24 protein-coding genes and 1 tRNA gene are annotated in these 24,681 nt (G+C 65.1%); 17 read left to right on the plus strand and 8 right to left on the minus strand.

All coding sequences use genetic code 11. The features are described 5' to 3' along the window. The first annotated feature begins 43 nt into the window (after positions 1-43). Complete coding sequence (locus C8J42_RS12760; RefSeq protein WP_133020310.1) at positions 44-1,192, plus strand: GNAT family N-acetyltransferase; 1,149 nt, start codon at positions 44-46, stop codon at positions 1,190-1,192. Here C8J42_RS12760 and C8J42_RS12765 read toward each other — a convergent pair. Beyond that, on the minus strand, positions 1,152-2,741 hold the full coding sequence (locus C8J42_RS12765) for a hypothetical protein (RefSeq protein ID WP_207897120.1): 1,590 nt from the start codon (positions 2,739-2,741) through the stop codon (positions 1,152-1,154). The genes C8J42_RS12760 and C8J42_RS12765 overlap by 41 nt on opposite strands. Before the next feature lie 109 nt (positions 2,742-2,850). After that, entirely contained in the window at positions 2,851-4,068 is a 1,218-nt protein-coding gene (locus C8J42_RS12770; RefSeq protein ID WP_133020311.1) for an argininosuccinate synthase, read from the minus strand. Positions 4,069-4,216: 148 nt separating this feature from the next. On the opposite strand from C8J42_RS12770, the gene C8J42_RS12775 reads away from it, so the two are divergent. Further along, positions 4,217-4,606, plus strand: coding sequence for an EF-hand domain-containing protein (locus C8J42_RS12775; RefSeq protein ID WP_133020312.1), 390 nt, complete (start codon positions 4,217-4,219; stop codon positions 4,604-4,606). A gap of 228 nt (positions 4,607-4,834) precedes the next feature. Here C8J42_RS12775 and C8J42_RS12780 read toward each other — a convergent pair whose 3' ends face one another. The 3 genes from C8J42_RS12780 to C8J42_RS12790 are packed head-to-tail and all read right to left on the minus strand — an operon-like array spanning position 4,835 to position 7,628. Beyond that, positions 4,835-6,061 carry a cyclopropane-fatty-acyl-phospholipid synthase family protein gene (locus C8J42_RS12780; protein ID WP_133020313.1) on the minus strand — a complete coding sequence of 409 codons (1,227 nt, stop codon included), beginning with the start codon at positions 6,059-6,061 and terminating at the stop codon, positions 4,835-4,837. Positions 6,062-6,111: 50 nt separating this feature from the next. Next, positions 6,112-6,873 carry a molybdopterin-dependent oxidoreductase gene (locus C8J42_RS12785; RefSeq protein ID WP_133020314.1) on the minus strand — a complete coding sequence of 254 codons (762 nt, stop codon included), beginning with the start codon at positions 6,871-6,873 and terminating at the stop codon, positions 6,112-6,114. Next, positions 6,870-7,628, minus strand: a complete 759-nt coding sequence (locus C8J42_RS12790) for a cytochrome b/b6 domain-containing protein (protein ID WP_243644358.1) — start codon at positions 7,626-7,628, stop codon at positions 6,870-6,872. The genes C8J42_RS12785 and C8J42_RS12790 overlap by 4 nt, the downstream gene beginning before the upstream one ends. 51 nt (positions 7,629-7,679) lie before the next feature. On the opposite strand from C8J42_RS12790, the gene C8J42_RS12795 reads away from it, so the two are divergent. Together C8J42_RS12795 and C8J42_RS12800 are read left to right on the plus strand one after the other, a co-directional pair. After that, positions 7,680-8,297, plus strand: coding sequence for a flavin reductase family protein (locus C8J42_RS12795; protein WP_133020315.1), 618 nt, complete (start codon positions 7,680-7,682; stop codon positions 8,295-8,297). Positions 8,298-8,359: 62 nt separating this feature from the next. Beyond that, positions 8,360-9,535, plus strand: a complete 1,176-nt coding sequence (locus tag C8J42_RS12800) for an MFS transporter (protein WP_133020316.1) — start codon at positions 8,360-8,362, stop codon at positions 9,533-9,535. A gap of 295 nt (positions 9,536-9,830) precedes the next feature. Here C8J42_RS12800 and C8J42_RS12805 read toward each other — a convergent pair whose 3' ends face one another. Further along, the gene (locus C8J42_RS12805; protein WP_133020317.1) at positions 9,831-11,162 is read right to left on the minus strand and encodes an MFS transporter; all 1,332 of its coding nucleotides are present in this window, start codon (positions 11,160-11,162) and stop codon (positions 9,831-9,833) included. 213 nt (positions 11,163-11,375) lie between these two features. Between C8J42_RS12805 and C8J42_RS12810 the strand changes: the two genes are divergently transcribed. The 11 genes from C8J42_RS12810 to C8J42_RS12860 all read left to right on the plus strand — a co-directional run bounded on the left by C8J42_RS12810 (position 11,376) and on the right by C8J42_RS12860 (position 21,602). After that, positions 11,376-12,602, plus strand: coding sequence for a ubiquinol oxidase subunit II (locus C8J42_RS12810; protein ID WP_133020318.1), 1,227 nt, complete (start codon positions 11,376-11,378; stop codon positions 12,600-12,602). Between the two features lie 9 nt (positions 12,603-12,611). After that, positions 12,612-14,612, plus strand: a complete 2,001-nt coding sequence (gene cyoB / locus C8J42_RS12815; protein ID WP_133020319.1) for a cytochrome o ubiquinol oxidase subunit I — start codon at positions 12,612-12,614, stop codon at positions 14,610-14,612. A 4-nt stretch (positions 14,613-14,616) separates the two neighbouring features. After that, positions 14,617-15,255: a cytochrome o ubiquinol oxidase subunit III gene (gene cyoC, locus C8J42_RS12820; RefSeq protein WP_056054578.1), complete on the plus strand. Its 639-nt coding sequence runs from the start codon at positions 14,617-14,619 to the stop codon at positions 15,253-15,255. Continuing rightward, complete coding sequence (gene cyoD, locus C8J42_RS12825) at positions 15,252-15,620, plus strand: cytochrome o ubiquinol oxidase subunit IV (protein WP_133020320.1); 369 nt, start codon at positions 15,252-15,254, stop codon at positions 15,618-15,620. The genes cyoC and cyoD overlap by 4 nt, the downstream gene beginning before the upstream one ends. Next, positions 15,620-16,336 carry an SURF1 family protein gene (locus C8J42_RS12830; protein WP_133020321.1) on the plus strand — a complete coding sequence of 239 codons (717 nt, stop codon included), beginning with the start codon at positions 15,620-15,622 and terminating at the stop codon, positions 16,334-16,336. Before cyoD ends, C8J42_RS12830 begins: the two co-directional genes overlap by 1 nt. An 80-nt stretch (positions 16,337-16,416) precedes the next feature. Next, positions 16,417-17,646, plus strand: coding sequence for an ATP-binding protein (locus C8J42_RS12835; RefSeq protein ID WP_207897130.1), 1,230 nt, complete (start codon positions 16,417-16,419; stop codon positions 17,644-17,646). 8 nt (positions 17,647-17,654) lie between these two features. Then, a complete protein-coding gene (locus C8J42_RS12840) occupies positions 17,655-18,188 on the plus strand; it encodes a response regulator transcription factor (RefSeq protein ID WP_056490014.1) in 534 nt (177 codons plus the stop codon). A 36-nt stretch (positions 18,189-18,224) separates the two neighbouring features. Continuing rightward, positions 18,225-19,292 carry a spore photoproduct lyase family protein gene (locus C8J42_RS12845; RefSeq protein WP_133020323.1) on the plus strand — a complete coding sequence of 356 codons (1,068 nt, stop codon included), beginning with the start codon at positions 18,225-18,227 and terminating at the stop codon, positions 19,290-19,292. Between the two features lie 76 nt (positions 19,293-19,368). Next, a complete protein-coding gene (locus C8J42_RS12850) occupies positions 19,369-20,163 on the plus strand; it encodes a class III extradiol ring-cleavage dioxygenase (protein WP_133020324.1) in 795 nt (264 codons plus the stop codon). A gap of 10 nt (positions 20,164-20,173) precedes the next feature. Further along, positions 20,174-20,746 carry an NADPH-dependent FMN reductase gene (locus C8J42_RS12855; protein ID WP_133020325.1) on the plus strand — a complete coding sequence of 191 codons (573 nt, stop codon included), beginning with the start codon at positions 20,174-20,176 and terminating at the stop codon, positions 20,744-20,746. A gap of 1 nt (position 20,747) precedes the next feature. Beyond that, on the plus strand, positions 20,748-21,602 hold the full coding sequence (locus C8J42_RS12860) for a pirin family protein (RefSeq protein WP_133020326.1): 855 nt from the start codon (positions 20,748-20,750) through the stop codon (positions 21,600-21,602). On the opposite strand, the gene C8J42_RS12865 is transcribed toward C8J42_RS12860, so the two are convergent. Further along, positions 21,599-22,456, minus strand: coding sequence for a peptidylprolyl isomerase (locus C8J42_RS12865; protein ID WP_133020327.1), 858 nt, complete (start codon positions 22,454-22,456; stop codon positions 21,599-21,601). The two genes, C8J42_RS12860 and C8J42_RS12865, sit on opposite strands and share 4 nt — an antisense overlap. 88 nt (positions 22,457-22,544) lie before the next feature. On the opposite strand from C8J42_RS12865, the gene C8J42_RS12870 reads away from it, so the two are divergent. After that, positions 22,545-22,635, plus strand: a tRNA-Ser gene (locus C8J42_RS12870). A 165-nt stretch (positions 22,636-22,800) separates the two neighbouring features. Further along, positions 22,801-24,192 carry an integrase arm-type DNA-binding domain-containing protein gene (locus C8J42_RS12875; protein ID WP_133020328.1) on the plus strand — a complete coding sequence of 464 codons (1,392 nt, stop codon included), beginning with the start codon at positions 22,801-22,803 and terminating at the stop codon, positions 24,190-24,192. 5 nt (positions 24,193-24,197) lie between these two features. Here C8J42_RS12875 and C8J42_RS20140 read toward each other — a convergent pair whose 3' ends face one another. After that, positions 24,198-24,674 (minus strand): hypothetical protein, encoded by a 477-nt coding sequence (locus C8J42_RS20140; RefSeq protein WP_165895482.1) that lies wholly within the window; start codon positions 24,672-24,674, stop codon positions 24,198-24,200. Positions 24,675-24,681: the final 7 nt, after the last annotated feature.

The following is a 24,681-nucleotide window of genomic DNA, read 5'->3' on the forward strand; positions in this document are numbered from 1 at the left end:
CGCGCCCTTTGCTATCGGCACCCCGCTACCCCAAATGTCGCGGATGAACGCCGTCACAGCCCGCATCGCCCAAGGCGTCACCTCGATCGCGGCTGAGGATTGGGAGGCATGCTCCGGCACCGCCAACCCGTTTGTCGGCCACGCCTTCCTCTCCGCGCTCGAAGCGTCGAAGAGCGTCGGCGGCCGCTCCGGTTGGCAGGCGCTGCCGATCGTGGTCGACGACCCCGACGGCAAACCGGCGGCAATCGCGCCCGCCTATGCCAAAAGCCACAGCCAGGGCGAATACGTCTTCGACCAGGGCTGGGCGGACGCCTGGGAGCGGGCAGGGGGGCAATATTACCCCAAGCTCCAGATCGCCGCGCCGTTCAGCCCTGTACCCGGCCCACGCCTGCTCCTTCGCGACCGCGAGCAAGCCCCCGCGCTGATCGCCGCGCTGGAGGCGGTGACCGACCAGAGCGGCCTATCCTCCGCGCACGCCACTTTCATCGATCCCGACGAAGTGGCGCTGTTTGAGGCGGCGGGCTGGCTGATCCGCCAGGGCACGCAATTCCACTGGAAGAACGAGGGTTACGCCAGCTTCGACGACTTCCTCGCCGTCCTCGCCAGCCGCAAGCGGAAAGCGATCCGCAAGGAGCGCGCCGCCGCCGTCGAAGGCCTGACGATCCGCCACCTCGTCGGTACCGAGATTACGCGCGAGCACTGGGACGCGTTCTGGGTCTTCTACCAGGACACCGGCAGCCGCAAATGGGGCCAACCCTACCTCACGCGCGCGTTCTTCGACCAGATCGGCAAGACGATGGCCGACCGCGTACTGCTCATCCTCGCCGAGCGTGATGGCGTACCGATCGCCGGCGCACTCAACCTGATCGGCGACGACACGCTCTACGGTCGTTATTGGGGGGCGACGGAGGAGGTGCCGTTCCTCCATTTCGAACTCTGCTATTACCAGGCGATCGACGCGGCCATCGCGCGGGGATTGCAGACCGTCGAGGCGGGCGCACAGGGGGAACACAAGCTCGCGCGCGGCTATGCCCCGGTCGCGACCTATTCCGCGCACTATATCCCCGACCCGAGCTTCCGCCGCGCGATCGCCGACTATCTCGTCCGTGAACGCGAAGCCGTCGCCGAGCAGCAGGAGTATCTCGGCGAGCTTACTCCGTTCCGGCGGGGCGAGCAGCAGCAGCCCGGTTGACGCGGTACAGCAGGCTGGTGCCATCGCGCCGGATCAGCGTCAGGTCGCGGACCAGCTTCGAATCGAACTTCGGCGGGTGGATCAGCCACACGTAATCGAACGCATCGCGCGGGAATTTTTCCAGCGCCATCGAGATCGGCCGCCAGAACTGGCCACGGCACTTGATGTCGCTGACGATCTCCGACGGGTCATGCGCAAAGCCCTTCGCCGCCGGATACTGCGTCGTCATCAACTGCGCGCCCGCCATCGACCATTGATCGTTGGTGAACGCCAGCCGCCGCTCCAGCAGCAGCGCGGGCACATGCTCGAGCCGCGAATAGGCCCAGTCGTCGCGACAGCGCCGCCCGACGAACGACACGACGCGCGACCGCTCGGGCACCGTATCGATCGCTGCGATCGCCTGGTCGTAGCTGCGATCGTACATCAGGTAGCTGACCGTCGTCCCCGCCAGCCGCACGCCAAAGAACGCAAAGCCCAGCACCGCGAGCACCGCCGCGCCGCGCAATGACAGCCCGTGCCGCGGCCGCAGCGCGATCACCGCGATCCCGAGCATGAACGGCGCGAGCCGCATGTCGGCATAGGCCGACCCGAAGACGATCCGCGGCAACAGGATATACACGATCGCGAGGAACAGCGCTGACAGGCTCAGGTTGCGCGAATACTCGATCGTCTGGTCGCGCACGCCGCGGAACAGGATCACGAACAGCACGGTGACCGACGCTATGTCGAACGTCATCCACCGATCGCGCAGGACCATCGTGATCCAGTTCATCTTCCAGCGCCAGTTGAACCAGTCCTGCGTCTTGCCGCCGACATGATCACCCGAGCGCCAGACGATCATCATCACCATCGGCAGCGCCAGCGGCAGGCAGTTCAGCCCGGCCTGGATGCAGGCTTTGAACCAGCCATGCGCCCAGCTCTTGGGATCGCTGTCACGGCGGATGTCGTGCTGGCGGATCAGCTCGGCGGAGAAGGCCAGCACGCCCAGCACGCCCCAGCCGAACGTATGGCACAGCCACAACAGGCACGAGACGGGCACGAAGATAAGGGTCCGCAGTTGCCGCCGGTCGAGCCGCCCCATTCGAAGCCACAGCGCGAACAGGTTGAGCGCGAGTGCCATGCCGAGCGCGAAATTCACGAATCCGAACTGGAACGGATAGCTGTAGGCGAGCGGCAGCGCGAACAGCGCGGTCGCGGGGATTCGCCCGTGCACCTCGCGCGCGATCCAGAGCAGCCCGGTCACGGTGAGCGCCGGGATCGCCATCACGATCAGCTTCACCGCAAGCTGCAACCCGAAGATCGGCGCGAGCGGCACGATCAGCAGGTCGATGCCGAGGTTGCCGATCATCTGCCAGCGGAAGTTATACCATTGATTCAACCAGGGATTATCGGCGATCGCCAGCTGGACGCGGTACCGGCCCATATGTCCGGGCAGGTCGACCAGCGGCGGTATTTCCGGCCACAGCAACGGTATGATCGATGCGATCGCAACCGCGGCAACGAATGCGCGCGTCTGCCACCAATGCAGCTTTTCCCCCTGAGTAATCATATCGTCGAACCCTAGGGGCGGGTGGGCGCACTAGACAAGTGCGCGCACGACGAGTTGACGATCTTCCCCGCAAACTTCGGCATCGAACCGCGGTCCAGTGTGTGGCGGATTACTGATCACGCCGTCCGAGCAGGCGCAGGCGCAGTGCGTTCAGCTTGATGAAGCCGGCTGCGTCGCGCTGGTCGTAGGCGCCCTGGTCGTCCTCGAACGTCACGACCTTCTCCGAATAGAGCGAATTCGGCGATTTCCGCCCGACCACGTACACGCCGCCCTTGTAGAGCTTCAGGCGAACCGTGCCCGACACCTTCTCCTGGCTGTGATCGATCGCCGCCTGCAGCATCTCGCGCTCGGGGCTGAACCAGAAGCCGTTGTAGATCAGCTCGGCATAGCGCGGCGCCAGCTCGTCCTTCAGATGCGCGGCGCCGCGATCGAGCGTCAGCTGCTCGATGCCACGATGCGCGAGGTGATAGATCGTGCCACCGGGGGTCTCGTACATGCCGCGGCTCTTCATGCCGACGAAGCGGTTCTCGACGAGATCGAGACGGCCGATGCCGTGGCGGCGGCCGTATTCGTTGAGCGTCGACAGCAGGGTGGCCGGGCTCATGCCCTCGCCATTGATCGCGACACCGTCGCCGCGCTCGAAATCGATCGTGATGTACTCAGGGAGGTCGGGCGCGTCCTCGGGGTTCACGGTGCGCGAGTAGACATAGTCGGGAACCTCGTCCCACGGGTTCTCGAGCACGAGGCCTTCGCTCGATGTGTGCAGCATGTTCGCATCGGTCGAGAACGGCGCCTGGCCGCGCTTGTCCTTGCCGACCGGAATCTGATGCTGCTCGGCGAACTCGATCAGGCGCGTGCGGCTGGTGAGATCCCATTCGCGCCACGGCGCGATGACCTTGATGTCGGGCGACAGCGCGTAATAGCCGAGCTCGAAACGGACCTGGTCGTTGCCCTTGCCGGTCGCGCCGTGGCTGACCGCGTCGGCGCCGACCATCTTGGCGATCTCGATCTGCCGCTTGGCGATCAGCGGCCGCGCGATCGACGTGCCGAGCAGGTACAGCCCCTCGTACAGTGCGTTCGAGCGCATCATCGGGAACACGTAATCCCGCACGAATTCCTCGCGCAGATCGTCGACGAAGATGTGCTCGGGCTTGACGCCCATCATCTCGGCCTTGGCGCGCGCCGGCTCGAGTTCCTCGCCCTGGCCAAGATCGGCGGTGAACGTCACGACTTCGCAGTTATACGTCTGCTGGAGCCATTTCAGGATCACGCTCGTGTCCAGGCCACCGGAATAGGCGAGCACGACGCGGTTGATCTGATCGGTCACGGGCAGAATCCTTCGGGCAATATCCAATGCCCGCGCCCCTATGCGCTGGGGGCCCCTCATGCAACCTGTGCATGCAACCGCGCGCGTTAATGGCGCGTACAACCGAACCGGTCTATTCGCGCCGTAAATCCTCTGGAGTTAACCCACCGTGCTACGCCAAAGCCTCACCCTTCTCGTTCTCGCTGGCCTTGCGACTCCGGCGCTCGCGCAGGAAACCCGCGCGTCCGCTTCGGCCAAGTTCAAGGCCGAGTTCGCGGCATCGGACACCAACAAGGACGGCGTGCTCACGCGCGCCGAGGTCCAGGCGCGGATCGGCAACATGAAGGTCGGGCCGGGCCGCCCGGATCCGGTCCACGCCAAGCGTCTCGCCGACCTGTGGTTCACCAGCGCGGACAAGAACAAGGACGGCAAGGTCACGCAGGCCGAAGCGCAGGCGCTGCTCGCGGCGACCTTCGCGAAGTATGATGCAAACCACGACGGCAAGATCGGCGGCGACGAACGCGCTGCGGCGAAGGCCGACGTTCAGGGCCCGCGCTAACTCCATTCGGCTAACACCGTTGTTCTCCCGCGGACGCGGGAGCCCAGCTAAGTACCGTATCCCTGCTTGGTCCTGGGCCCCCGCCTACGCGGGGGAACAAGTGTTGGTGGAATCCAGAGTTTCTCCGTCATGCCGGGCTTGTTCCGGCATCAACTGTTCCACAGCCTCGGCAAGCTTAGATTACGCGGAACTGTGAACCCCGGAACAAGTCTGGGGTGACGGAGCGGGTTACTCCTCGCGCAACGCCCGCTCACCCTCGAGCATATAGTCGCGCGTCAGCGGCAGCGTCATCCGGCTCTTCGACAGCTGGATCTGGTAATTGACCATCCCCCCGGTCCGGAACGCCGCCGCGGCGCCCGCCAGATAGAACGTCCACATCCGGTAGAACCGCTCGTCGTATAACGCTACGATCGCGTCCTTCGCGGCCACCGTCCGGTCATACCAGAGGTCGATCGTCAGCGCGTAATGCACGCGCAGCACCTCAATGTCGGTCGGGAACATTCGCAGCCCCTCATACCCCTTCACGATTTCCGACAGGGCAGGGTTGTACCCGCCCGGAAAGATGTACTTGGTCGTGAACGTGTCGGTCACGCCCGGCCCGCCCATCCGGCCGATCGTGTGGAGCAGCATCACGCCGTCCGCGGTCAGCAGGTCACGGCATTTTCGGAAGAACGCCTTGTAGTGCGCGGGGCCGACATGCTCGAACATCCCGACAGAGACGATCCGGTCGAAACTCCCCGTCAGCGCGCGATAGTCGATCAGCTCGAACTTTACCTTGTCGGCGACGCCCGCTTCCTCGGCCCGCCGCCGCGCGACCTTCAACTGCTCCTCGCTCAGCGTCACGCCCAGCACTTCGGCGCCGGTCTTCGCGTGCAGGTACAGCGCCATCCCGCCCCAACCGCAGCCGATGTCGAGCACGCGCATGCCCGGCTGGATCGCAAGCTTGGCAGCGATATGCGCCTTCTTGTCGTTCTGCGCCTGCTCCAGGCTATTGCCAGCGTCAGTGAAGTACGCGCACGAATATTGCCGGTCCGCGTCGAGGAACAGGTCGTACAGACGATCGGACAGATCATAGTGATGCGCGACGTTCTTCTTCGACCGGCGCGCCATGTTCACGCGGTCGACGCGGTGCACCACCTTGTCGAGCAGCTTGATCGGCAGCGACGGATTGAGCCCGCCGCCCCGCTCCCACGGGCTGTTGCCCTTGAGCAGATTGACCAGGTCGCGAATGTCGCCGCGCTCGATCACGAGGCGGCCGTCCATGAACGCCTCCGCCGCGCCGAGCGCCGGGTGGCGGACGATCGCTCCGGCGACGCCCGGCTGCGTCAGCCGGATCGTGACCGGATTATACGCGGCATCTGGCTTGCCGAAATGCCTGGTCTTCCCGTCCGCATGGATGAGCGTGAGTTCGCCGGTTTTAACCTGCCGCGCCAGGAAACGATCGAATAGGGCCATGCGGGGTTAGCTAATGACTGGTACGGAATTGCGCTACCCCTCGGGGCGGCTCAGATGCCTGCGTACCAGTCATAATCCACGTTATCTTCCCAATAGCCGCCCTTGCCCTTGCCGATCCCGGCAAGGCTGGCGACCGCGTCGATTGCCATGACGTATTTGGCGTGCTTGTACCCGAGTTGCCGCTCGACGCGCAGCCGGACGGGTGCGCCGTGCGCGACGTCGAGCACTTGATCGTTCAGCGCCCAGGCCAGAATCGTCTGCGGATGGAATGCATCGACCAGATCGACCGACTCGTAATAATTCGCGCCACCGAACAGGTCAGCGCAGGTGAACACGATGTAACGCGCGGACTTCTGCAATCCCGCAGCGGTCAGCAGCGCGCCGAGCTTCGGCCCCTGCCATTTGCCGATCGCGCTCCAGCCCTCGACACAATCGTGCCGCGTGATCTGCGCACGCGACGGCATCTGGCGGATTTGCGGGAGCGAGACCGACAGCGGCCGATCGACCAGCCCGCCGACCTTGAGCTGGTAATCCGCGAAATTATTGGCGACCATCGCGGTATACTCCGCCGTCCCCGGATTGCTCGTCCCATTGGAGCGGAAGATCGGCGACATCTGCGCAGGGCTGAACTCGGGCGCCAGCGCGTTGCGGTTGGTCAGCGCGCGTTGCAGCCCGCGGTTCATGTCCTCGCCCATGAACAGGATTTTCCGCGCCTCCGGGTTCGCGGCGATCTTGTCGCAACCGGTCAGCAGCGCGCCTGCACCGATGGTCGCGCCCATGACGAGCGACCGGCGGGTAATCAGCGAACTCATGCGACGTCCTCCGACGTGTGGGCGGGGACGTGCCCCGGAACCTTCCAACGCCCGGTAATCATCGACCGCACCTCGTTCCACGTCCCCGCCAGGATCACCAGCGCCAGATGCGCGATGATGAACAGCACCAGCCCGGTCGCGGCGATGAAGTGGATCGACCGCGCCGACTGCCGGCCGCCGAACACCTCCAGTAGCCACGGCCACGCCGCATCCATCCCCGGCGACATCGTCAGCCCGGTCAGGATCATCACCGGGATCAGCACGAAGATCGTCGCGACGTAGGATAGCTTCTGGAGGATATTATACGCTCCCGGCTTCCTGGGATCGTGAAAGCGGAACGCCAGATGCTCCTTCACGTCATGCACCACTTCGCGCGGCGAAAGCTCGGCGGCACGCACGCGCAGATCGCGCTGGAAATGCTTGTTCATCAGGCTGACGATCATGAACCCGAGCAGCGCGAAGGCGAGCACCAGCGCGAACAGCAGATGCCAGCGCCGCGACAGCGCGAGGTTGTAGCCCGTCGGGATCGTCAGCAGGTTGAGCAGCGACACCAGCCAGCTCGGCCACTGGTCGAGCGTCGTCCACGCGGTATCGAAATTCGCGCCATACCGTCCCCAATACAGCCGCGGATGGGCCTTGAGGATGCCGATGCCGCTGCCGATCATAATGAACATCGTCACCACCGTCACCCAGTGCCAGACGCGCGTCGCCATCCGGTGGCGCTTGATGACAATCGGGGCAGTGGGATCGTTCATGCTCGACCTTCGCTATAGGCAGTCTGACCGTGACCTAGCAGGAATACATGTATGACCGAATGGCATTCTTACGAGCCCATAAACGGCCATCGCCTGCCACATGACCCCCTCAACGCGATCGTCGCGCCGCGCCCGATCGGCTGGGTCAGCACGGTGTCCGCAGACGGCGTAGCGAATCTCGCGCCGTACAGTTTCTTCAACCTGTTCAACTACACCCCGCCGATCATCGGCTTTTCGTCGATGGGCTGGAAGGACAGCGTCGCCAATATCGAGGCGACCGGCGAGTTCGTCTGGAACCTCGTCACGCGTGATCTCGGCGAGGCGATGAACGCGACGTCTGCGGGCGTGCCGGCGGACGTCGACGAGTTCGCGCTGGCAGGGCTTGAGATGGCGGCCTCGACGAAGGTCAAGCCGGCACGGGTCGCCGCTTCGCGCGCGCAGTTCGAGTGCGAGCTGACTCAGCTGATCCGATTGGAGACCAAGGAGGGCAAAGAGCTGGACCAGTGGCTGGTGCTCGGCGAGGCGGTCGCGATCCACATCGATTCCGCGATGCTGGAGGACGGTGTCTATCAGACCGCCCGCGCGAACCCGATCCTGCGCGGCGGCGGCCCCGCGGATTACTTTGCGATCACGGAGGATTCCTTGTTCAAGATGCGTCGCCCGGGCTGATAGAGGCATTTGCTGCGACGCAGCATTCTGCGGCGGCTCTGGCCTTACGAAAGCGATACCCTATGAACCCTGTCGATACGCGCATGGCGCTGCTCGCGCTCGCCGTCGGCGGGTTCGCGATCGGGACGACCGAGTTCGCGGCGATGAGCCTGTTGCCGCAGTTCGCGCGCGGGCTCGGGATCGACGAGCCGACCGCGGGGCACGTCATCAGTGCCTATGCGCTGGGCGTGGTCGTGGGTGCGCCGATGATCGCGGTGCTGGCGGCGAAGATCGAGCGACGGGTGCTGCTGATCGGGTTGATGACGTTCTTGGGGATCGCCAACGGCCTGTCCGCGCTGGCGCCGACCTATCACCTGATGCTGCTCGCCCGGTTCCTGAGTGGTCTGCCGCATGGCGCGTATTTCGGGGTCGGATCGCTGGTCGCGGCGTCGATGGTGCCGCGTGAGAAGCGGTCGCGGGCGGTGTCGCGGATGATGCTCGGGCTGACGATCGCGACGATTGCAGGCGTGCCGTTGGCGAATGGCATCGGCCAGTGGTTCGGCTGGCGCTGGGGTTTCGGGATCGTCGCGATCATCGCGGCCGCGACGGTAGCGATGTTGTTTCGGTTCGCGCCGGTGTTGCGCCCTGCGAAAGATGCGAGCCCGCTGGGCGAACTGGCGGCGTTGCGTAACGGGCAGGTGTGGCTGACGCTGGCGATCGGCGCGGTCGGGTTCGGCGGGATTTTCTGCGTCTACACCTATCTCGCCTCGACGCTGACCGAAGTGACGGGCGTATCGTCCGCCTTCACGCCGGTGGCCTTCGCTTTGTTCGGCGTCGGCATGACGATCGGGACTTTGGTCTGCGCGAAGGCGGCGGACGTGGCGCTGATGCAGGCGGCGGGGATTACGTTGCTGTTCGGGGCAGGCGCGCTCGCGCTCTACGCGCCGGCGACGCCGCATCTGTGGGCGATGTTGCCGGTGGTGGTGTTGATCGGGTGTGGCGGCGGGTTGTCGACGATCCTCCAGACGCGGCTGATGGATGTCGCGGAGGAGGCGCAGACGTTGGCCGCGGCGCTCAACCATTCCGCGTTCAATACGGCCAATGCGCTTGGGCCTTGGCTTGGTGGGCTGGCGATTGCGGGTGGGTATGGGTTGCCGTCGACCGGCTGGGTCGGGACCGCGCTGGCGCTTGGCGGGTTTGCGATCTGGGCGGTGTCCTGGGGATTGGATCGCCGGCGGGTTTCAGTGATGACCCGCTAACTACTGTTCTCCCGCGAAGGCAGGAGTCCAGGGTTACAGGCGGTGGCGCTGGTGACTCCTGGACCCCCGCCTTCGCGGGGGAACGGTTCTGGTCGGGCGCCCGGCTTATCCCAATTACCACCACCCCGGCGGAGGCCGGGGCCCAATTGGGGGACGGTGCTAACTAGCGGCAGCGCTCCGTTACTGCAGCCTTGCCAATTGGGCCCCGGCCTTCGCCGGGGTGGTGCTCTTCAGTTCGTGTGATGTTCGTGGGTGCGGAGAGGGGCCGTTCGGTAAGTCCGTCAGCCCCGGCCAATCACCGCGCGATGTCGCGCTTGGCGAGCTGCTTGTTCAGCCCCAGTGCGATCAGCGTGAACACCGCGCCCGAGAACAGATACGCGCCGCTTGCCGCCAGCCCCAGCTTGCTCGTCAGCAGCAGCGCCGCCAGCGGAGCGAACCCGGCACCGAACAGCCACGCCAGATCGGTCGTCAGCGCCGAGCCGGTGTAGCGGTGCTGCGGCGACAGGCTCGAGGCGATCGCGCCTGAGGACTGGCCGAACGAGAGGCCGAACAGCAGGAAGCCGATGCCCATGAACAGGCGCTCGCCGATCTCGCCGCCATCGAGCAGCGACGGGGCGGCGATCGCGAACAGCGCGATCAGCACTGCGATCGTGCCGAGCATCGTGCGACGTCCGAACCGGTCTGCGAGCAGCCCCGACACCAGCATCGCGCCGATCCCGATGATCGCGCCGATCACCTCGACCACGAGGAAGCGACCTGCCGATTCACGCGTGAACAGCACGACCCACGACAGCGGGAACACCGTGACCATGTGGAACAGCGCGAAGCTCGCGAGCGGCACGAACGAGCCTAGCCAGATCGCCTTCCACTGCGACTGCACGGTCTCGACGACCGGGGCGGGCTCTAGCTCGCGCTTGGCGTACATCTCTTCGAATTCGGGCGTCACCACCAGGCGAAGGCGGGCGAACAGTGCGACGACGTTGATCGCGAACGCCACGAAGAACGGATAGCGCCAGCCCCAGGCGAAGAAGTCCTCGGTCGGCAGTGCGGCAACGAAGAACGCGAACAGACCGCTGGCGACCAGCAGGCCGATCGGCGCACCCAGCTGCGGCAACATCGCGTACCAGCCGCGATGCTTTTCCGGCGAGTTCAGCGACAGCAGTGAGGCGAGACCATCCCAGGCGCCGCCGAGCGCAATGCCCTGGCCGATACGGAGTATGGCGAGGATCGCGACCGACCAGTTGCCGACCGAATCATAGCTCGGGATGAAGCCCATCGCGACCGTCGACGTGCCGAGCAGGAAGATCGAGATCGTCAGTTTGACGCTGCGGCCATAGGCGCGATCGACTGCGATGAAGATGACCGTGCCGATCGGCCGGGCGAAGAATGCCAGCGCGAACACTGCGAACGAATACAGCGTGCCCTGCAACCGGTCGACGTACGGGAAGACGAGCGTCGGGAACACCAGCACCGACGCGATCGCGAACACGAAGAAGTCGAAGAATTCCGAGGTGCGGCCGATCACCACGCCGATCGCGATCACGCCCGGCGTGACGTGCTCGCCGTCGCTGTGGATACTGCGAGCATCGGCTTCGAAGCTCGTCTCGGGGACTGTATTTGCACTCATTCTTCAACTCGCTCTTCAGGGCGCGAACCCGATGATACGCTGTTCCGGCGGATGCGGGCAGATATATTCCGCGCCAATCTCCCGCGCCCAATGCGGGCAGGGGTGATCTATGCTACTCCGGGCGACGATAAAGCCATGCCGATGTTGCAGTGCAGCGCCCATTGGACAAATTGTCCACTGTAGCGCGGCGAAAGCGAGGCGTAGGGGATCCGCATGATCGTTGAGAAAACCGTTTCCCGCGCGAAAAAATGGCTGGCCGTGCTGCCGCTTGCGCTGCTCACCAGCGGCTGCAACTGGGTCGTGATGTCGCCTTCGGGCGATATCGCAGTGCAACAGCGCGATCTCGTGCTGATCGCGACCGGGTTGATGCTGCTGATCATCGTGCCGGTGATCATCCTCACGCTGCTGTTCGCGTTCCGGTATCGCCAGTCGAACAAGACCGCCAAGTACGAGCCCAACTGGGATCACTCCGTCGGCCTCGAGCTGCTGATCTGGGGCATTCCGCTGCTGATCATCATCGCGCTCGGCGCGCTGACGTGGACCAGCACGCATCTGCTCGATCCGTACCGTCCGCTCGGCCGGATCAAGCCCGATGCGCCGACGCTCGCGAACAACGTGCCGGTCGGCAACCTGGTCGACAAGCAGCAGGCCGGCAACGGCGCCAATGGCGCCGGCAAGCCGCTCGAGGTTCAGGTCGTCGCGCTCGATTGGAAGTGGCTTTTCATCTATCCGGAATACGGCATTGCCACGGTCAACGAACTGGCCGCGCCGGTCGATCGCCCGATCCGTTTCCAGATGACTTCGTCGTCGGTGATGAATGCGTTCTACATCCCTGCGCTTGCCGGCATGATCTACACGATGCCCGGCATGCAGACGACGCTGAACGCGGTGATCAACAAGCCCGGCAACTATGAGGGTTTCTCGTCCAACTATAGCGGCGCGGGCTTCTCGGGGATGCGGTTCCGCTTCCACGGCGTCAGCGACGCGGGCTTCGATGCCTGGATCAACCAGGTCAAGCAGCGTGGGGGCGGCCTCAATCGCGCGAGCTATCTCCAGCTGGAGAAGCCGAGCGAGAAGGTCCCGGTCCGCTATTACAATGCGGTCGAGGCGAACATGTTCAAGCTGGTCGTCGAGCAGTGCGTCCAGCCCGGCAAAATCTGCATGTCGCAGATGATGCACGGCGGCAAAGGCGGGGGGGACTCGCACGCCGGCATGGCGATGCCCGGAGTCAATGGCGGCAAGGGCCCGCAGGACACCGGTCATCCCGAAGGCGCGTTGATGAAGGACGCGGACGAAAAGGGAAGCGGCAACCACTGGACCGCGCCGGCCGACATCAAAAAGGATGGCGCAAACAGCGCCCCCGGCTCGCAGTCCAACCGCAATCACACGATGCTGACCCCCTCCACCATGCCGGGCACGCGCCCCGTCGCGAACGGCTAGAGAACCATCATGAACGACACACTGTTGAAGACTATCTTCGGCCGCCTGACCTTGGAGTCGCTGCCGCTGCATGAACCGATCGTCGTCGCCACCTTCGCGATGGTGGCGATCGGCGGGCTCGGGCTCGTCGCCGCGCTGACCTATTTCAAGGTCTGGGGCTATCTCTGGAATGAGTGGTTCACGAGCGTGGACCACAAGAAGATCGGGATCATGTACATGATCCTGGCGATCGTCATGCTGCTGCGCGGCTTCTCCGACGCGATCATGATGCGCGCACAGCAGGCGATGGCGTTCAACGGTTCCGAAGGATACCTGACCGCGCATCACTACGACCAGGTCTTCACCGCGCACGGCGTGATCATGATCTTCTTCGTGGCGATGCCGATGGTCACGGGTCTGATGAACTATGTCGTCCCGCTCCAGATCGGCGCGCGCGACGTCTCGTTCCCGTTCCTCAACAATTTCAGCTTCTGGATGACCACGGCCGGTGCCGTGATCGTCATGATGTCGCTGTTCATCGGTGAGTTCGCGCGGACCGGCTGGCTCGCGATGCCGCCCCTCTCGGGCCTCGCATATTCGCCCGATGTCGGTGTCGACTACTATATCTGGGCGTTGCAGATCGCGGGCATCGGGACGCTGTTGTCCGGCGTCAATCTGGTCGCGACCATCGTCAAGATGCGCGCACCAGGCATGACCATGATGAAGATGCCGATCTTCACCTGGACGTCGCTTTGCACCAACATCCTGATCGTTGCCGCCTTCCCGGTCCTGACCGCGGTTCTCGCGATGCTGTCGCTCGACCGTTACATCGGCACCGCGTTCTTCACGAACGACTCGGGCGGCAACCCGATGATGTACGTCAACCTGATCTGGATCTGGGGTCACCCCGAGGTCTACATCCTGGTCTTGCCGGCATTCGGCATCTTCTCGGAGGTCACCTCGACCTTCTCGGGCAAGCGCCTCTTCGGCTACAGCTCGATGGTCTATGCGACGCTCGTCATCACGATCCTCGCCTACCTCGTCTGGCTGCACCACTTCTTCACGATGGGGTCGGGCGCGAGCGTGAACTCGTTCTTCGGCATCACCACGATGATCATCTCGATCCCGACAGGGGCCAAGATCTTCAACTGGCTGTTCACGATGTACAAGGGCCGGATCCGGTTCGAACTGCCGATGATGTGGACGATCGCCTTCATGGTGACCTTCACGATCGGCGGCATGACCGGCGTCCTGCTCGCGGTGCCGCCCGCCGATTTCGTGCTGCACAACTCGCTGTTCCTGGTCGCGCATTTCCATAACGTGATCATCGGCGGCACGCTGTTCGGCATGTTCGCCGGCATCAACTACTGGTTCCCAAAGGCGTTCGGCTTCAAGCTGGACAAGAAGTGGGGCACGGTATCGTTCTGGTGCTGGGTGGTCGGCTTCTACTTCGCGTTCATGCCGCTATACGTGCTCGGCCTGATGGGCGTGACCCGCCGGATGCGCTATTTCGACGATCCGAACCTGCAGATCTGGTTCGTCATCGCCGCCTTCGGTGCAGCGCTGATCGCAGCCGGCATCGGTGCCTTCCTGCTCCAGATCTTCGTCAGCATCCGCAACCGCGAGGCGCTGGCCGATCACAGCGGTGATCCCTGGGGTGGCCGTACGCTGGAGTGGGCGACCTCGTCGCCGCCGCCGGAGTACAACTTCGCGTTCACGCCGATCGTCCACGACCTGGACGCCTGGTACGACATGAAGGAGCGCAAGCACGAGCGGCCTGTGACCGGCTTCAAGTCGATCCACATGCCGAGCGGCACCGGCACGGGCGTCGTGCTCGCCGGCCTCAGCGTTGCGTTCGGGTTCGCGATGATCTGGTACATCTGGTGGCTCGCCGGGCTCACGCTGGTCGGCATCTTCGCGACGACGATCTTCCACACCTTCAACTACAAGCGCGACTTCCACATCCCGGTCGAGGACGTGATCGCCAGCGAGGACGCGCGCACCCGCCAGCTCGCGACCCAGGGAGCCTGACGCGATGTCCGCAATACCCATGAAGGACGGCCTGAACGAGACCGAGAAGGTCTCGTTCTACGAGCTGGACGAGCACGAGCATCCGGAAGGCAGCAGCACGATGCTGGGCTTCTGGATGTACCTGATGAGCGATTGCCTCATCTTCGCGGTGCTGTTCGCGGCCTATGCCGTGCTCGGCAACAGCTATGCCGGCGGACCCAGCCCGAAGGAGATCTTCGAGCTGCCGCTGGTGGCGGTGAACACCGCGATGCTGCTGTTCTCGTCGATCACCTACGGCTTTGCGATGCTGTCGATGGAGGAAGGTCGCCAGCGCGTCATGCAGATGTGGCTGGCGTTCACCGGCCTGTTCGGCCTGTGCTTCCTGTCGATCGAAATGTACGAGTTCGCCACCCTCATCCATGAGGGAGCTGGCCCGACCCGCAGCGCGTTCCTGTCGTCGTTCTTCACGCTGGTCGGCACGCACGGCCTTCACGTCACGATGGGCTTCATCTGGCTCGTCACGCTGATGGTGCAGGTTCAGAAGCATGGCCTGATCGCCGCGAACAAGCGCCGCCTGATGTGCCTCAGCATGTTCTGGCATTTCCTCGACGTCATCTGGATCGGCGTCTTCACCTTCGTCTATCTGATGGGCACCCTACGATGAGCGACCCCCACGCGCACGACGCACACGCTGACCACGATCATGCCGCCCACGGCACGCGCGGCAGCTACCTCAAGGGGTTCTTCCTCTCGGTCATCCTGACCGCGATCCCGTTCTGGATCGTCATGACCGACGCGTTCAAGGATCCGTCGACCGCCGCGCTCGTCGTGATGGTGTTCGCGGTCGCGCAGATCGTCGTCCACATGATCTACTTCCTACACATGAGCGGCAAGTCGGAGGGCGGCTGGACGATGATGGCGCTGATCTTCACGATCATCCTCGTCGTCATCACGCTCAGCGGATCGATCTGGGTGATGTACCACATGAACACGAACATGATGCCGATGCAGGCCGCGGCAGACATGTGATGAAGACGCGACCGGGCCCTGCCGTCTATGTCGCAGGCCTGGTCGCGCTGCTGCTGTTCGCCGGATTCATGGCGCTCGGCATCTGGCAGGTCGAGCGCCGCGCCTGGAAGCTCAACCTGATCGAACAGGTCGCGACGCGCTCTCATGCCGCGCCGGTCGCCCCGCCAGGGCCTGCGTCCTGGGGCGCGATCACCGCCACCAGCGATGCCTATCGCCGCATCCGGCTCGCCGGCACCTTCGATAACAATCGCGAAACGCTGGTCCGCGCCGCCACCGCGCTCGGCAGCGGCTATTGGGTTGTCACGCCCCTGCGGACGACCCAGGGCTTTAGCGTTCTCGTCAACCGCGGCTACGTCTCGCCCGAGCAACGCGCAGCGCATACCAAGCCCACCGGCCCGGTCACGATCACCGGCTATCTTCGCATCACCGAGCCCGGTGGCGGCTTCCTGCGCCACAACGACCCCGCCACCGGCAAATGGTATTCGCGCGACGTCGCCGCGATCGCCAGCGCGCGCGGCGTGTCGAACGTCGCCCCCTATTTCGTCGACGCGGACAAGTCTGGCACCGCCGCCCCCGTCGGCGGCTTGACGATCATCGCCTTCCCCAACAACCACCTCGTCTACATGCTGACCTGGTTCGCGCTCGCCGCGATGACGATCGGCGCGTTCGTCGTCTTCGTCCGCCAGGATGCGCGGAAACGCCGGGGGGCGGAATGACCTCGGAGGCGGCACGCCAAGGCTGGCAACGCTGGCTAGCGCTCGCCACCGCGCGCACCGACGCAACCGGCAACGCCAACATGCGCCAGCTCGTGACGCTGCGCTGGATCGCGGTCGCCGGCCAGTTCGTCACTATCTTGTTCGCGCGCTTTGGCCTCGGCTTCGACCTTCCGCTCGTGCCGATGATGGCCGCGCTCGCCGCCGCGGTCGGCCTCAACCTCGCCAGCATGCCGCTCTACGGCTGGCGCAAGGGCGCGAACATCCAGCTGCTGCTCGCGCTGCTGTTCGACGTCGGCCTGCTCACCACGCAACTCTATCTCGCCGGCGGCGCGACCAACCCGTTCATCTCGCTCTATCTGCTCCATGTCGTGCTCGGCGCTGTGCTGCTCGATCGCTGGTCTAGCTGGGCGATCGTCGCCGTCACCGCCGCCTGTTTCGGCGTGCTCACGCTCTATTACCGCCCGTTGATCCTGCCCCCTGATTACAGCGGCGAGTATTTCCTGCTCTACACGATCGGCTCGCTGCTCTGCTTCATGCTGATCGCGACGCTGTTGATGCTCTTCATGACCCGCATCACCGGAAACTTGCGCGCCCGCGACACCCGCCTCGCCGACCTGCGCCAGCAGGCCGCCGAGGAAGATCACATCGTCCGCATGGGCCTCCTTGCGTCGGGGGCCGCACACGAACTCGGCACGCCACTCGCATCGATAGCCGTGATCCTCGCCGACTGGCGCCGCATGCCGACGCTCGCGCAGGACGCCGATCTCCAAGCCGAGATCGTCGAGATGCAATCCGAGGTCCAGCGCTGCAAGGCGATCGTCACCGGCATATTGCTCTCGGCCGGCGAAGCGCGCGGCGAGGCGCCGGAGATCATGCCACTCCACCAGTTCCTCGACGCGATCGTCGACGAATGGCGCGCAGTCCACGCGGGTGTAGAGTTCGACTACACCACCCGAGTCGGCGACGATCCGCAGGTCGTGTCCGACCCCGCGCTCAAACAGGTGATCGCCAACGTGCTCGACAATGCCGCCGAAGCCTCGCCGCACTGGGTCGCCTTCCGCGGCGAACGCACCGACGGCGACCTTGCGCTGATCGTCCGCGACCGCGGCCCCGGCTTCAGCGACGAACGCCTCGCCAGTTTCGGCAAACCCTATCAGTCGAGCAAGCGCGAGCCCGGCCACGGCCTCGGCCTGTTCCTTGCGGTCAACGTCATGCGCAAGCTCGGTGGCGGCGTGTCGGTGGTAAACTGCGAAGGCGGCGGCGCCGAAGTCACGATTACCATGCCCCTCTCCGCGATCGCCCTGTCATGACCGAGGCCATGACCGAACCCAAACTCCTGGCGATCGTCGAGGACGACGAGACCTTCGCCCGCACCCTGCGCCGCTCGTTCGAACGCCGCGGCTACGAAGTGATGCAGGCCGCCAGCCACGAGGAACTCGTCGAGCAATTGGCCGAGCGCACGCCCCGTTACGCGGTCGTCGACCTCAAGCTTGGCGGCGCGTCCGGCCTGGTCTGCGTCCAGACGCTCCACGCGCATGACCCCGAGATCCTCGTCGTCGTCCTCACCGGTTTCGCCAGCATCGCCACCGCGGTCGAGGCGATCAAGCTCGGCGCGTCGCACTACCTCGTCAAACCCTCGAACACCGACGACATCGAGGCCGCGTTCGATCGTACCGAGGGGAGCGTCGACACCGAATTGTCCGAACGCCCGACCTCGATCAAGACGCTCGAATGGGAGCGCATCCACACCACGCTTGCCGAAACCGACTTCAACATCTCCGAGACCGCGCGCCGCCTCGGCATGCACCGCCGCACGCTCGCGCGAAAGCTCGAGAAGCGCCCGGTAAAATAGCCGCAACGCTTCGCCGAAGGCGCGCGTTGTCATTCGATGCCAGCGCCCAAACCCTCACGCCTCTGGCAGCCGAAGCGACTGCTCGCGACCCCGTCCGCGCTGACCTGGGAGCACGGTGTCGAGATTGCCGCCCGCGCGACCGCGCTCGGCGTACCCGTCACGACGCTACCCAGCGACCGGCTCAAGCTCGACTTCCCCGACAACTCCCGCCGGGCCTATGCCGAAGCCAAGGCAACGCTGGCGCTGGTCGTAGCGCCGCCGTCGAAGCGGAAACTCCAGCCGATCGCCCCGAGCGCCGACTGGCGGATCGACCTTGCCGAGGGCTGCCCCGCGCATTGCGGCTATTGCTACCTCGCCGGCTCGCTCAAGGGGCCGCCCATAACGCGCGTCTATGCGAACCTCCCCGAGATCCTCGCCGAACTCCCCGCGCACCTTGGCCAGGGTACCGTCACGTCGCGTTCGACCGCCCGGGCGCATGAAGGCACGACGTTCGAGGCGTCCTGCTATACCGACCCGCTCGGCATTGAGCACGTCACCGGATCACTCTCCGCGCTGATCGCGCATTTCGGCGCGTGGGAGGCGGACGTGCAGTTGCGCTTCACCACCAAGTTCGACGCGGTCGAGCCACTGCTGGGTCTCGAACACCGCGGCCGCACCCGCATGCGCGCCTCGATCAACCCCGCCGCCTATGCACGCTTCGAAGGCGGCACCAGCCCGGTGGCAGCCCGCCTGCTCGCGCTACGGAAAATGGCGGACGCGGGTTACAGGATCGGCCTGACGGTCGCCCCGATCATCGCCGCCGAGGGTTGGCGCGAGGCGTATGGCGCATTGCTGGCGGAGGCGGGCAGGGTGCTCGCCGACGTGCCCGACGTGACGATCGAACTGATCACCCACCGCTACACACCCGGATCGAAGGCGGTGCTCGAAACCTGGTACCCCGGCTCGTCGCTCGACCTCAGCATGGCCAACCGCACCGAGAAACGCACCAAGTTCGGCTCGGTCAAATACGTCTACGACGCCGACACGATGCGCGCGCTCCGCAGCTTCTTCCAGGACGAGATCGCCGCCAAGCTCCCGCAGGCGCGCATCCTCTACTGGACGTGATCGCCGCGCCAGCCGGCAACGCAGCGTTGCCATTCCCGACCTTCCGATCGCCGCCACCGCCGCCTACCTCGGGACCATGACAAACACCCGCCAGCCCACGCTCTTCATCCCGCACGGTGGCGGACCCTGTTTCTTCATGGACGACCCCGCCGGGAATTGGACCGGCATGGCCGCGTACCTCCGGTCGATCGCCGCCTCGCTGCCCGAAAAGCCCAAGGCGATCCTGGTCGTCTCCGGCCACTGGGAAACGCGTGGCTTCGCGTTCACCGGCGCAGCCACGCCGCCGCTGATCTACGATTACGGCGGCTTCCCCGCGCATACCTACGAGATCCGCTACGACGCGCCCGGCGATCCCGCCTTGGCCACCCGCGCCGCCGGCCTGCTCCGCGAAGCCGGCCTGACCGCCAATGTCGATCCGGCCCGCGGCCTCGATCACGGCGTCTTCATCCCGATGAAGGTCGCGTTCCCCGACGCCGACATCCCGGTTGTCGAGATGTCGGTCGATCGCGATCTCGACCCGGCACTCCACACCGCCGCCGGCCGCGCACTCGCCCCCTTACGCGACGACAGCGTCCTGATCGTCGGCTCGGGCATGAGCTTCCACAACATGCGCGGCTACGGCGACCCGCGTTTCACCGCACCGTCCGAAGCTTTCGACCAGTGGCTCACTGCGGCGGTCGAGGCCGAACCGACCGCCCGAGCAGAAGCGCTAGCCGGCTGGGCCGAAGCCCCCGCCGGCCGCCTCTCGCACCCCCGCGAAGAGCATCTCCTCCCGCTGATGGTCGCTGCCGGCGCCTCCGATCGCCCCGGTACGCAGGTCTACAACGAGCACGTCCTGCAAACCGCAATCTCCGGCTACCGCTTCAACTAAAGGAATTCCCATGGTTCTTCCCGTTCTGCTCGCGATCTCCGGCAGCCTGCGCCGCGGCTCGTACAACACCGCGATCCTGACCACGCTTGGCGAAGCGATCACCGACAAGGCCGCGCTGACGGTCTTCGCGCTGAACGACGTGCCCCTCTACGATCAGGACGCCGACACCGACACGCCCCCCGCCGCCGTCGCAGCACTGCGCGCGGCAATCGGCGCGGCCAACGGGATCGTCATCGCGTCCCCAGAATATAATCACGGCATGTCCGGCGTCCTCAAGAACGCGCTCGACTGGGCCTCGCGCCCGCACGGCAAGGCGACGCTCACGGGCAAGCCCGTCTTCACGCTCACCTCGTCGCCCGGTGCAGTCGGCGGCGCGCGTGCGCACGCGCAACTGAACGAGACGCTGGCCTCGATCGGCGCCCGCACCGTCCTGCGTCCACAAGCCGTCGTCGGCGCCGTGCACGAGAAGATCGCCGACGGTCGCCTGACCGACCAGCGCACGCTCGACTTCCTCGTCGCCGGCATAGACGACCTGCTCGCCGACATCGCGCGGCCCACCACCGCCGACCGCGAGGCCTCCTGACATGCGCCAAATCCTCAACCAGTATCCCGCCCAGCGCGACGACATCGCCGACCTGGTAACACGCCGCCCGCTACCGGGTCCCGGCCTGCCGCAGGTCGATCCGTTCCTGTTCCTCAACCATCACGGCCCGCAGACCTATCGCCCCGGCAACAGCGGCCTCCCGTTCGGCCCGCACCCGCACCGCGGTTTCGAGACGGTCAGCTTCATCCTCAAGAGCGAGATGGCGCATCTCGACAGCGGTGGCCACGAAAGCGTCATCCGCGCGGGCGGCGTCCAGTGGATGACCGCCGGCTCGGGCCTGATCCATGCGGAGATCTCGCCCGCATCATTCAAGCGTGACGGCGGTCCGCTGGAGATCCTGCAACTCTGGGTGAACCTCCCCAGCCGGCTCAAGATGACCAAGCCCACCTATACCGGCCTCCAGCGCGAGGATATTCCCGCGATCCCGGTCGACGGCGGCACCGTGAACCTGATCTCGGGCAGCTTCGACCAAGAGCGAGGCCCGATCGAATCCCTGACCGACGTCGCGATGATGACCGTCCAACTCGAAGCCGGCGCCAAGGTCGACCTGCCAGCCCCAACCGGCCGCGCGGTCTTCTTCTACGTCGTCGCCGGCGCCCCCACGGCTAACGGCACGCCAATCAAGCCGCATCACCTCGCCACGTTCGACAACGATGGCGACACCATCACCGTCACGACCGAAGCCCCCGCCACGATCCTCTACGGCCACGCCGACCCAATCGGCGAACCCGTCGTCTCACACGGCCCCTTCGTCATGAACACCCGCGAAGAGATCGTCCGCGCGATCGAGGACTATAGTGCCGGCCTGTTCGGCAAGCCGCCCGTGATCCGCTAGGGCGCTTTACGCACCGGGGGTAGCGCGGCACAGATGTCGGCGCCCCCGGCAGGCACCGTGAAGAACGGCCCCGCCCGGTTCTCCCGCGAGGCGATCCACGCCACGAACCGCGGATTGTCCGTCGCGCGATATTCGAAATGCGGTCGCTCGCCGGCGGGCAGTTCGCTCGCGAGGCGTGCGGACACGATCGGGCTACGCTCCCCCTCGGTCTTGTAGAACCCCAAATCGCCCGTCCCGCGCGGCAACGACGACAGCCACTCGACCCCGTCGATCACGCGCCCGACCACCGCGATGTTCCGATCCAGCGCGCGCGGCGAATGCCCGATCACGGCATACAGTTCCGCGCCGCTTCCGGTGCTCGGCGCAAGATCGCGTGCGACGCCGACCATGCCATAGCAATGCGGCAGCCACTCGGTCGCGCCATTGCCCGCGAGCGGCCATCCGTCGCGACTATACCCCGCCCATTCCGCATAAGGATCGCGCTGCGAAAGCCGCGCCACCGTCGTCGACCCGGTATGCAGATATTCCGCCGGCGGGTTGGCGACGACGCCTGAGACCAACGGCTTCTTCTCCGTCGCATCACCCCATTGCGCGACGTAATTGTCCTGCAACCGGTACACGCTCGTTCCCGCATCCCACCAATGCGCCCGCGCCAATTTGCGTATGTTCGCCACGTGAACAGGCGCATATTGAGGCGCGAGCCGCACCGTGAACCGGTGCCCATTGGCCAGCGTGAACACCACCAGCTCGTCGTCCGGCACAGCGACCCAGTCCGCCGCAACTGGATCGGACGGGAGCGTCGCGGCGGCCGGAACGGCCTGCGTAAGCATGGCGGCGAGAAGGATATTCAACATCCCCGCAGACTGCCCGAGGCCGTCCCCGCACGCAATCGCTTGCGCGCGCGCGAAACCCGCACTAGCAGACCCGCTTCCAGAGCAATGCGGAGCGGTGGCCGAGTGGTCGAAGGCGCTCGCCTGGAAAGTGAGTATACGTCAAAAGCGTATCGTGGGTTCGAATCCCACCCGCTCCGCCACCCCCCTTGTTTTTCCCGTTCTTTCCCGGCCACTGGGCACGGTTTTCCGCCGTTTTTTGGGCCTTTGGGCCGCATGCCCTGTGCGCACCTGTGCGCTAGCGTTCATACACCCGTATGGCACTTCGCATGGTATGAACTTCAAAACGTATGGTATGGGGTGAAACCATGCTGAACGATGCCAAGGTCAAGGCCGCGAAGGCCAAGGAGAAAGCCTACAAGCTGGGCGATTCTGGACAGCTCTATCTCTACGTCACGCCTGCCGGCGGCCGTCACTGGCGGATGAATTATGCGTATGGCGAGCCGACGAAGCCCGGCGGCCGGATGCCTCAGAAGACATTGTCGCTCGGATCGTACCCGGCGCTGACGCTGAGCGATGCACGCCGCAAGCGGGATGAGGCGAAGGCCACGCTCGCCGAGGGCCGCGACCCGTCGGTTGAGCGCAAGATCACCGCGAAGGCTCGTGCTATCTCGGACGGCAACACGTTCGAGATCGTCGCCCGCCGCTGGCACGCGCTGCGCAAGGCGAACTGGTCGACCATTCACGCGGCGGACGTCATCGAAAGCCTCGAGAACGACATCTTCCCGCTGATCGGTGACTTGCCGATCCGGCTTGTCCTGGCGCCGAAGCTGCTCGACGTGCTCAACAAGGTCGAGGAACGCGGCGCGATCGAGACCGCGCACCGCCTGCGCCAGCGCGTGTCGTCGGTCTTCGTCTATGGGATCGCCGCGGGTCTCTGCGACACCGACCCGGCTTCTAGTCTCGGCAAGGCCCTGAAGAAGAAGCCTCGCGCCACGAAGCAGCCGTCGATCATCGACGGGATCGAGGATCAGGAAGAGCGGATCGCTCAGGTCCGCGCCGTGCTGGTCAACTGCGACAATGAGCGCTGCCGAGCGCTGACGAAGTTCGCCCTCCGATTTATCGCCCTGACGGCGGTGCGGCCGAACGAGGTTCACGGTGCGCGCTGGGACGAGATCGAGGGGATCGACTGGGGCAAGCCTGACGCTCCCTCGCCGGCGGCTCTATGGCGGATCGGCGCAGCACGCATGAAGGGTGACGAGGACCGCAAGGCGGACAAGGCGGGTGACCACCTCGTCCCGCTCGCTCCGGAGGCCGTCGACCTGCTCCGCGTGGTGCGGCGGCTATCCGGCGACCTGCCGATCGTCTTTCCCGGCGAGCGTCACCTGCATCGCCCGATGTCCGAGAACACGCTGAACGCGCTGCTCAAGCGCGCAGGGTATCACGCGCGCCACGTCCCGCATGGCTTCCGCGCAGCGTTCTCGACGGTCATGAACGAGCGCGCCGATCGGCAGTGGCGCGAGGCGGGGCACAAGGGGGCATCGCCGGATCGGGCGATCATCGATCTCATGCTCGCGCACGTCCCGAAGGATAAGGTCGAGGGCGCCTATAATCGGGCGGCTTACATGCCCCGGCGGCGCGAGCTCGCGTGCGAGTGGGCGGAGATCATCGCGGCGGATCTCACTACGCCCGAGGCCCATTTAGGCCAGCCGATCCGCTGGGCGGATACCTCGCCGAAGGGGCCGCGGCGTCAGATCTGACGTTCTTAATCTTGAGGCAGAGGGATCGGCGTTTGAGGCTTAGCGAAAACGCTGCCCTCCCCCTGGGGACGGCATGCGAGAGCCTGAAACATATCCGGATCATCATTCCGTCGAGGTTTGGCAGACAGCATATCCCGTTGGATTGCGAGGCATCGAGCGTCATTCGCGCGCGAGTCTTTGACTGCCGTCGAGGACGCGGCCACGAAAAAGCCGGTTGCGGCGAGAAGCCCGAGCAACGTGGCTAGAACCGCCGCCACCACCACCTGACGAGGGTGCGACCTGCCAGTCGGTCTATCCATTTCCTCCAAATGGCCGCGTAGAAAGGCGAAGCCAACGCCAACAATCGTGAAGGTGACGCCAACCTCTAGCAGTAGAACCGGTGAGTAGAACCGCATCAAGGGCTGGCTAGAAAAGGCGATGACGGCGGCGCAGACGATGATAGATTGATACCATCGCCGGAATAGATCGATCCAAGGATTCATGTTACCA

The sequence above is a fragment of the Sphingomonas sp. PP-CE-1A-559 genome, from assembly GCF_004340965.1.
In the GTDB taxonomy this organism is placed as follows: Bacteria; Pseudomonadota; Alphaproteobacteria; order Sphingomonadales; family Sphingomonadaceae; genus Sphingomonas.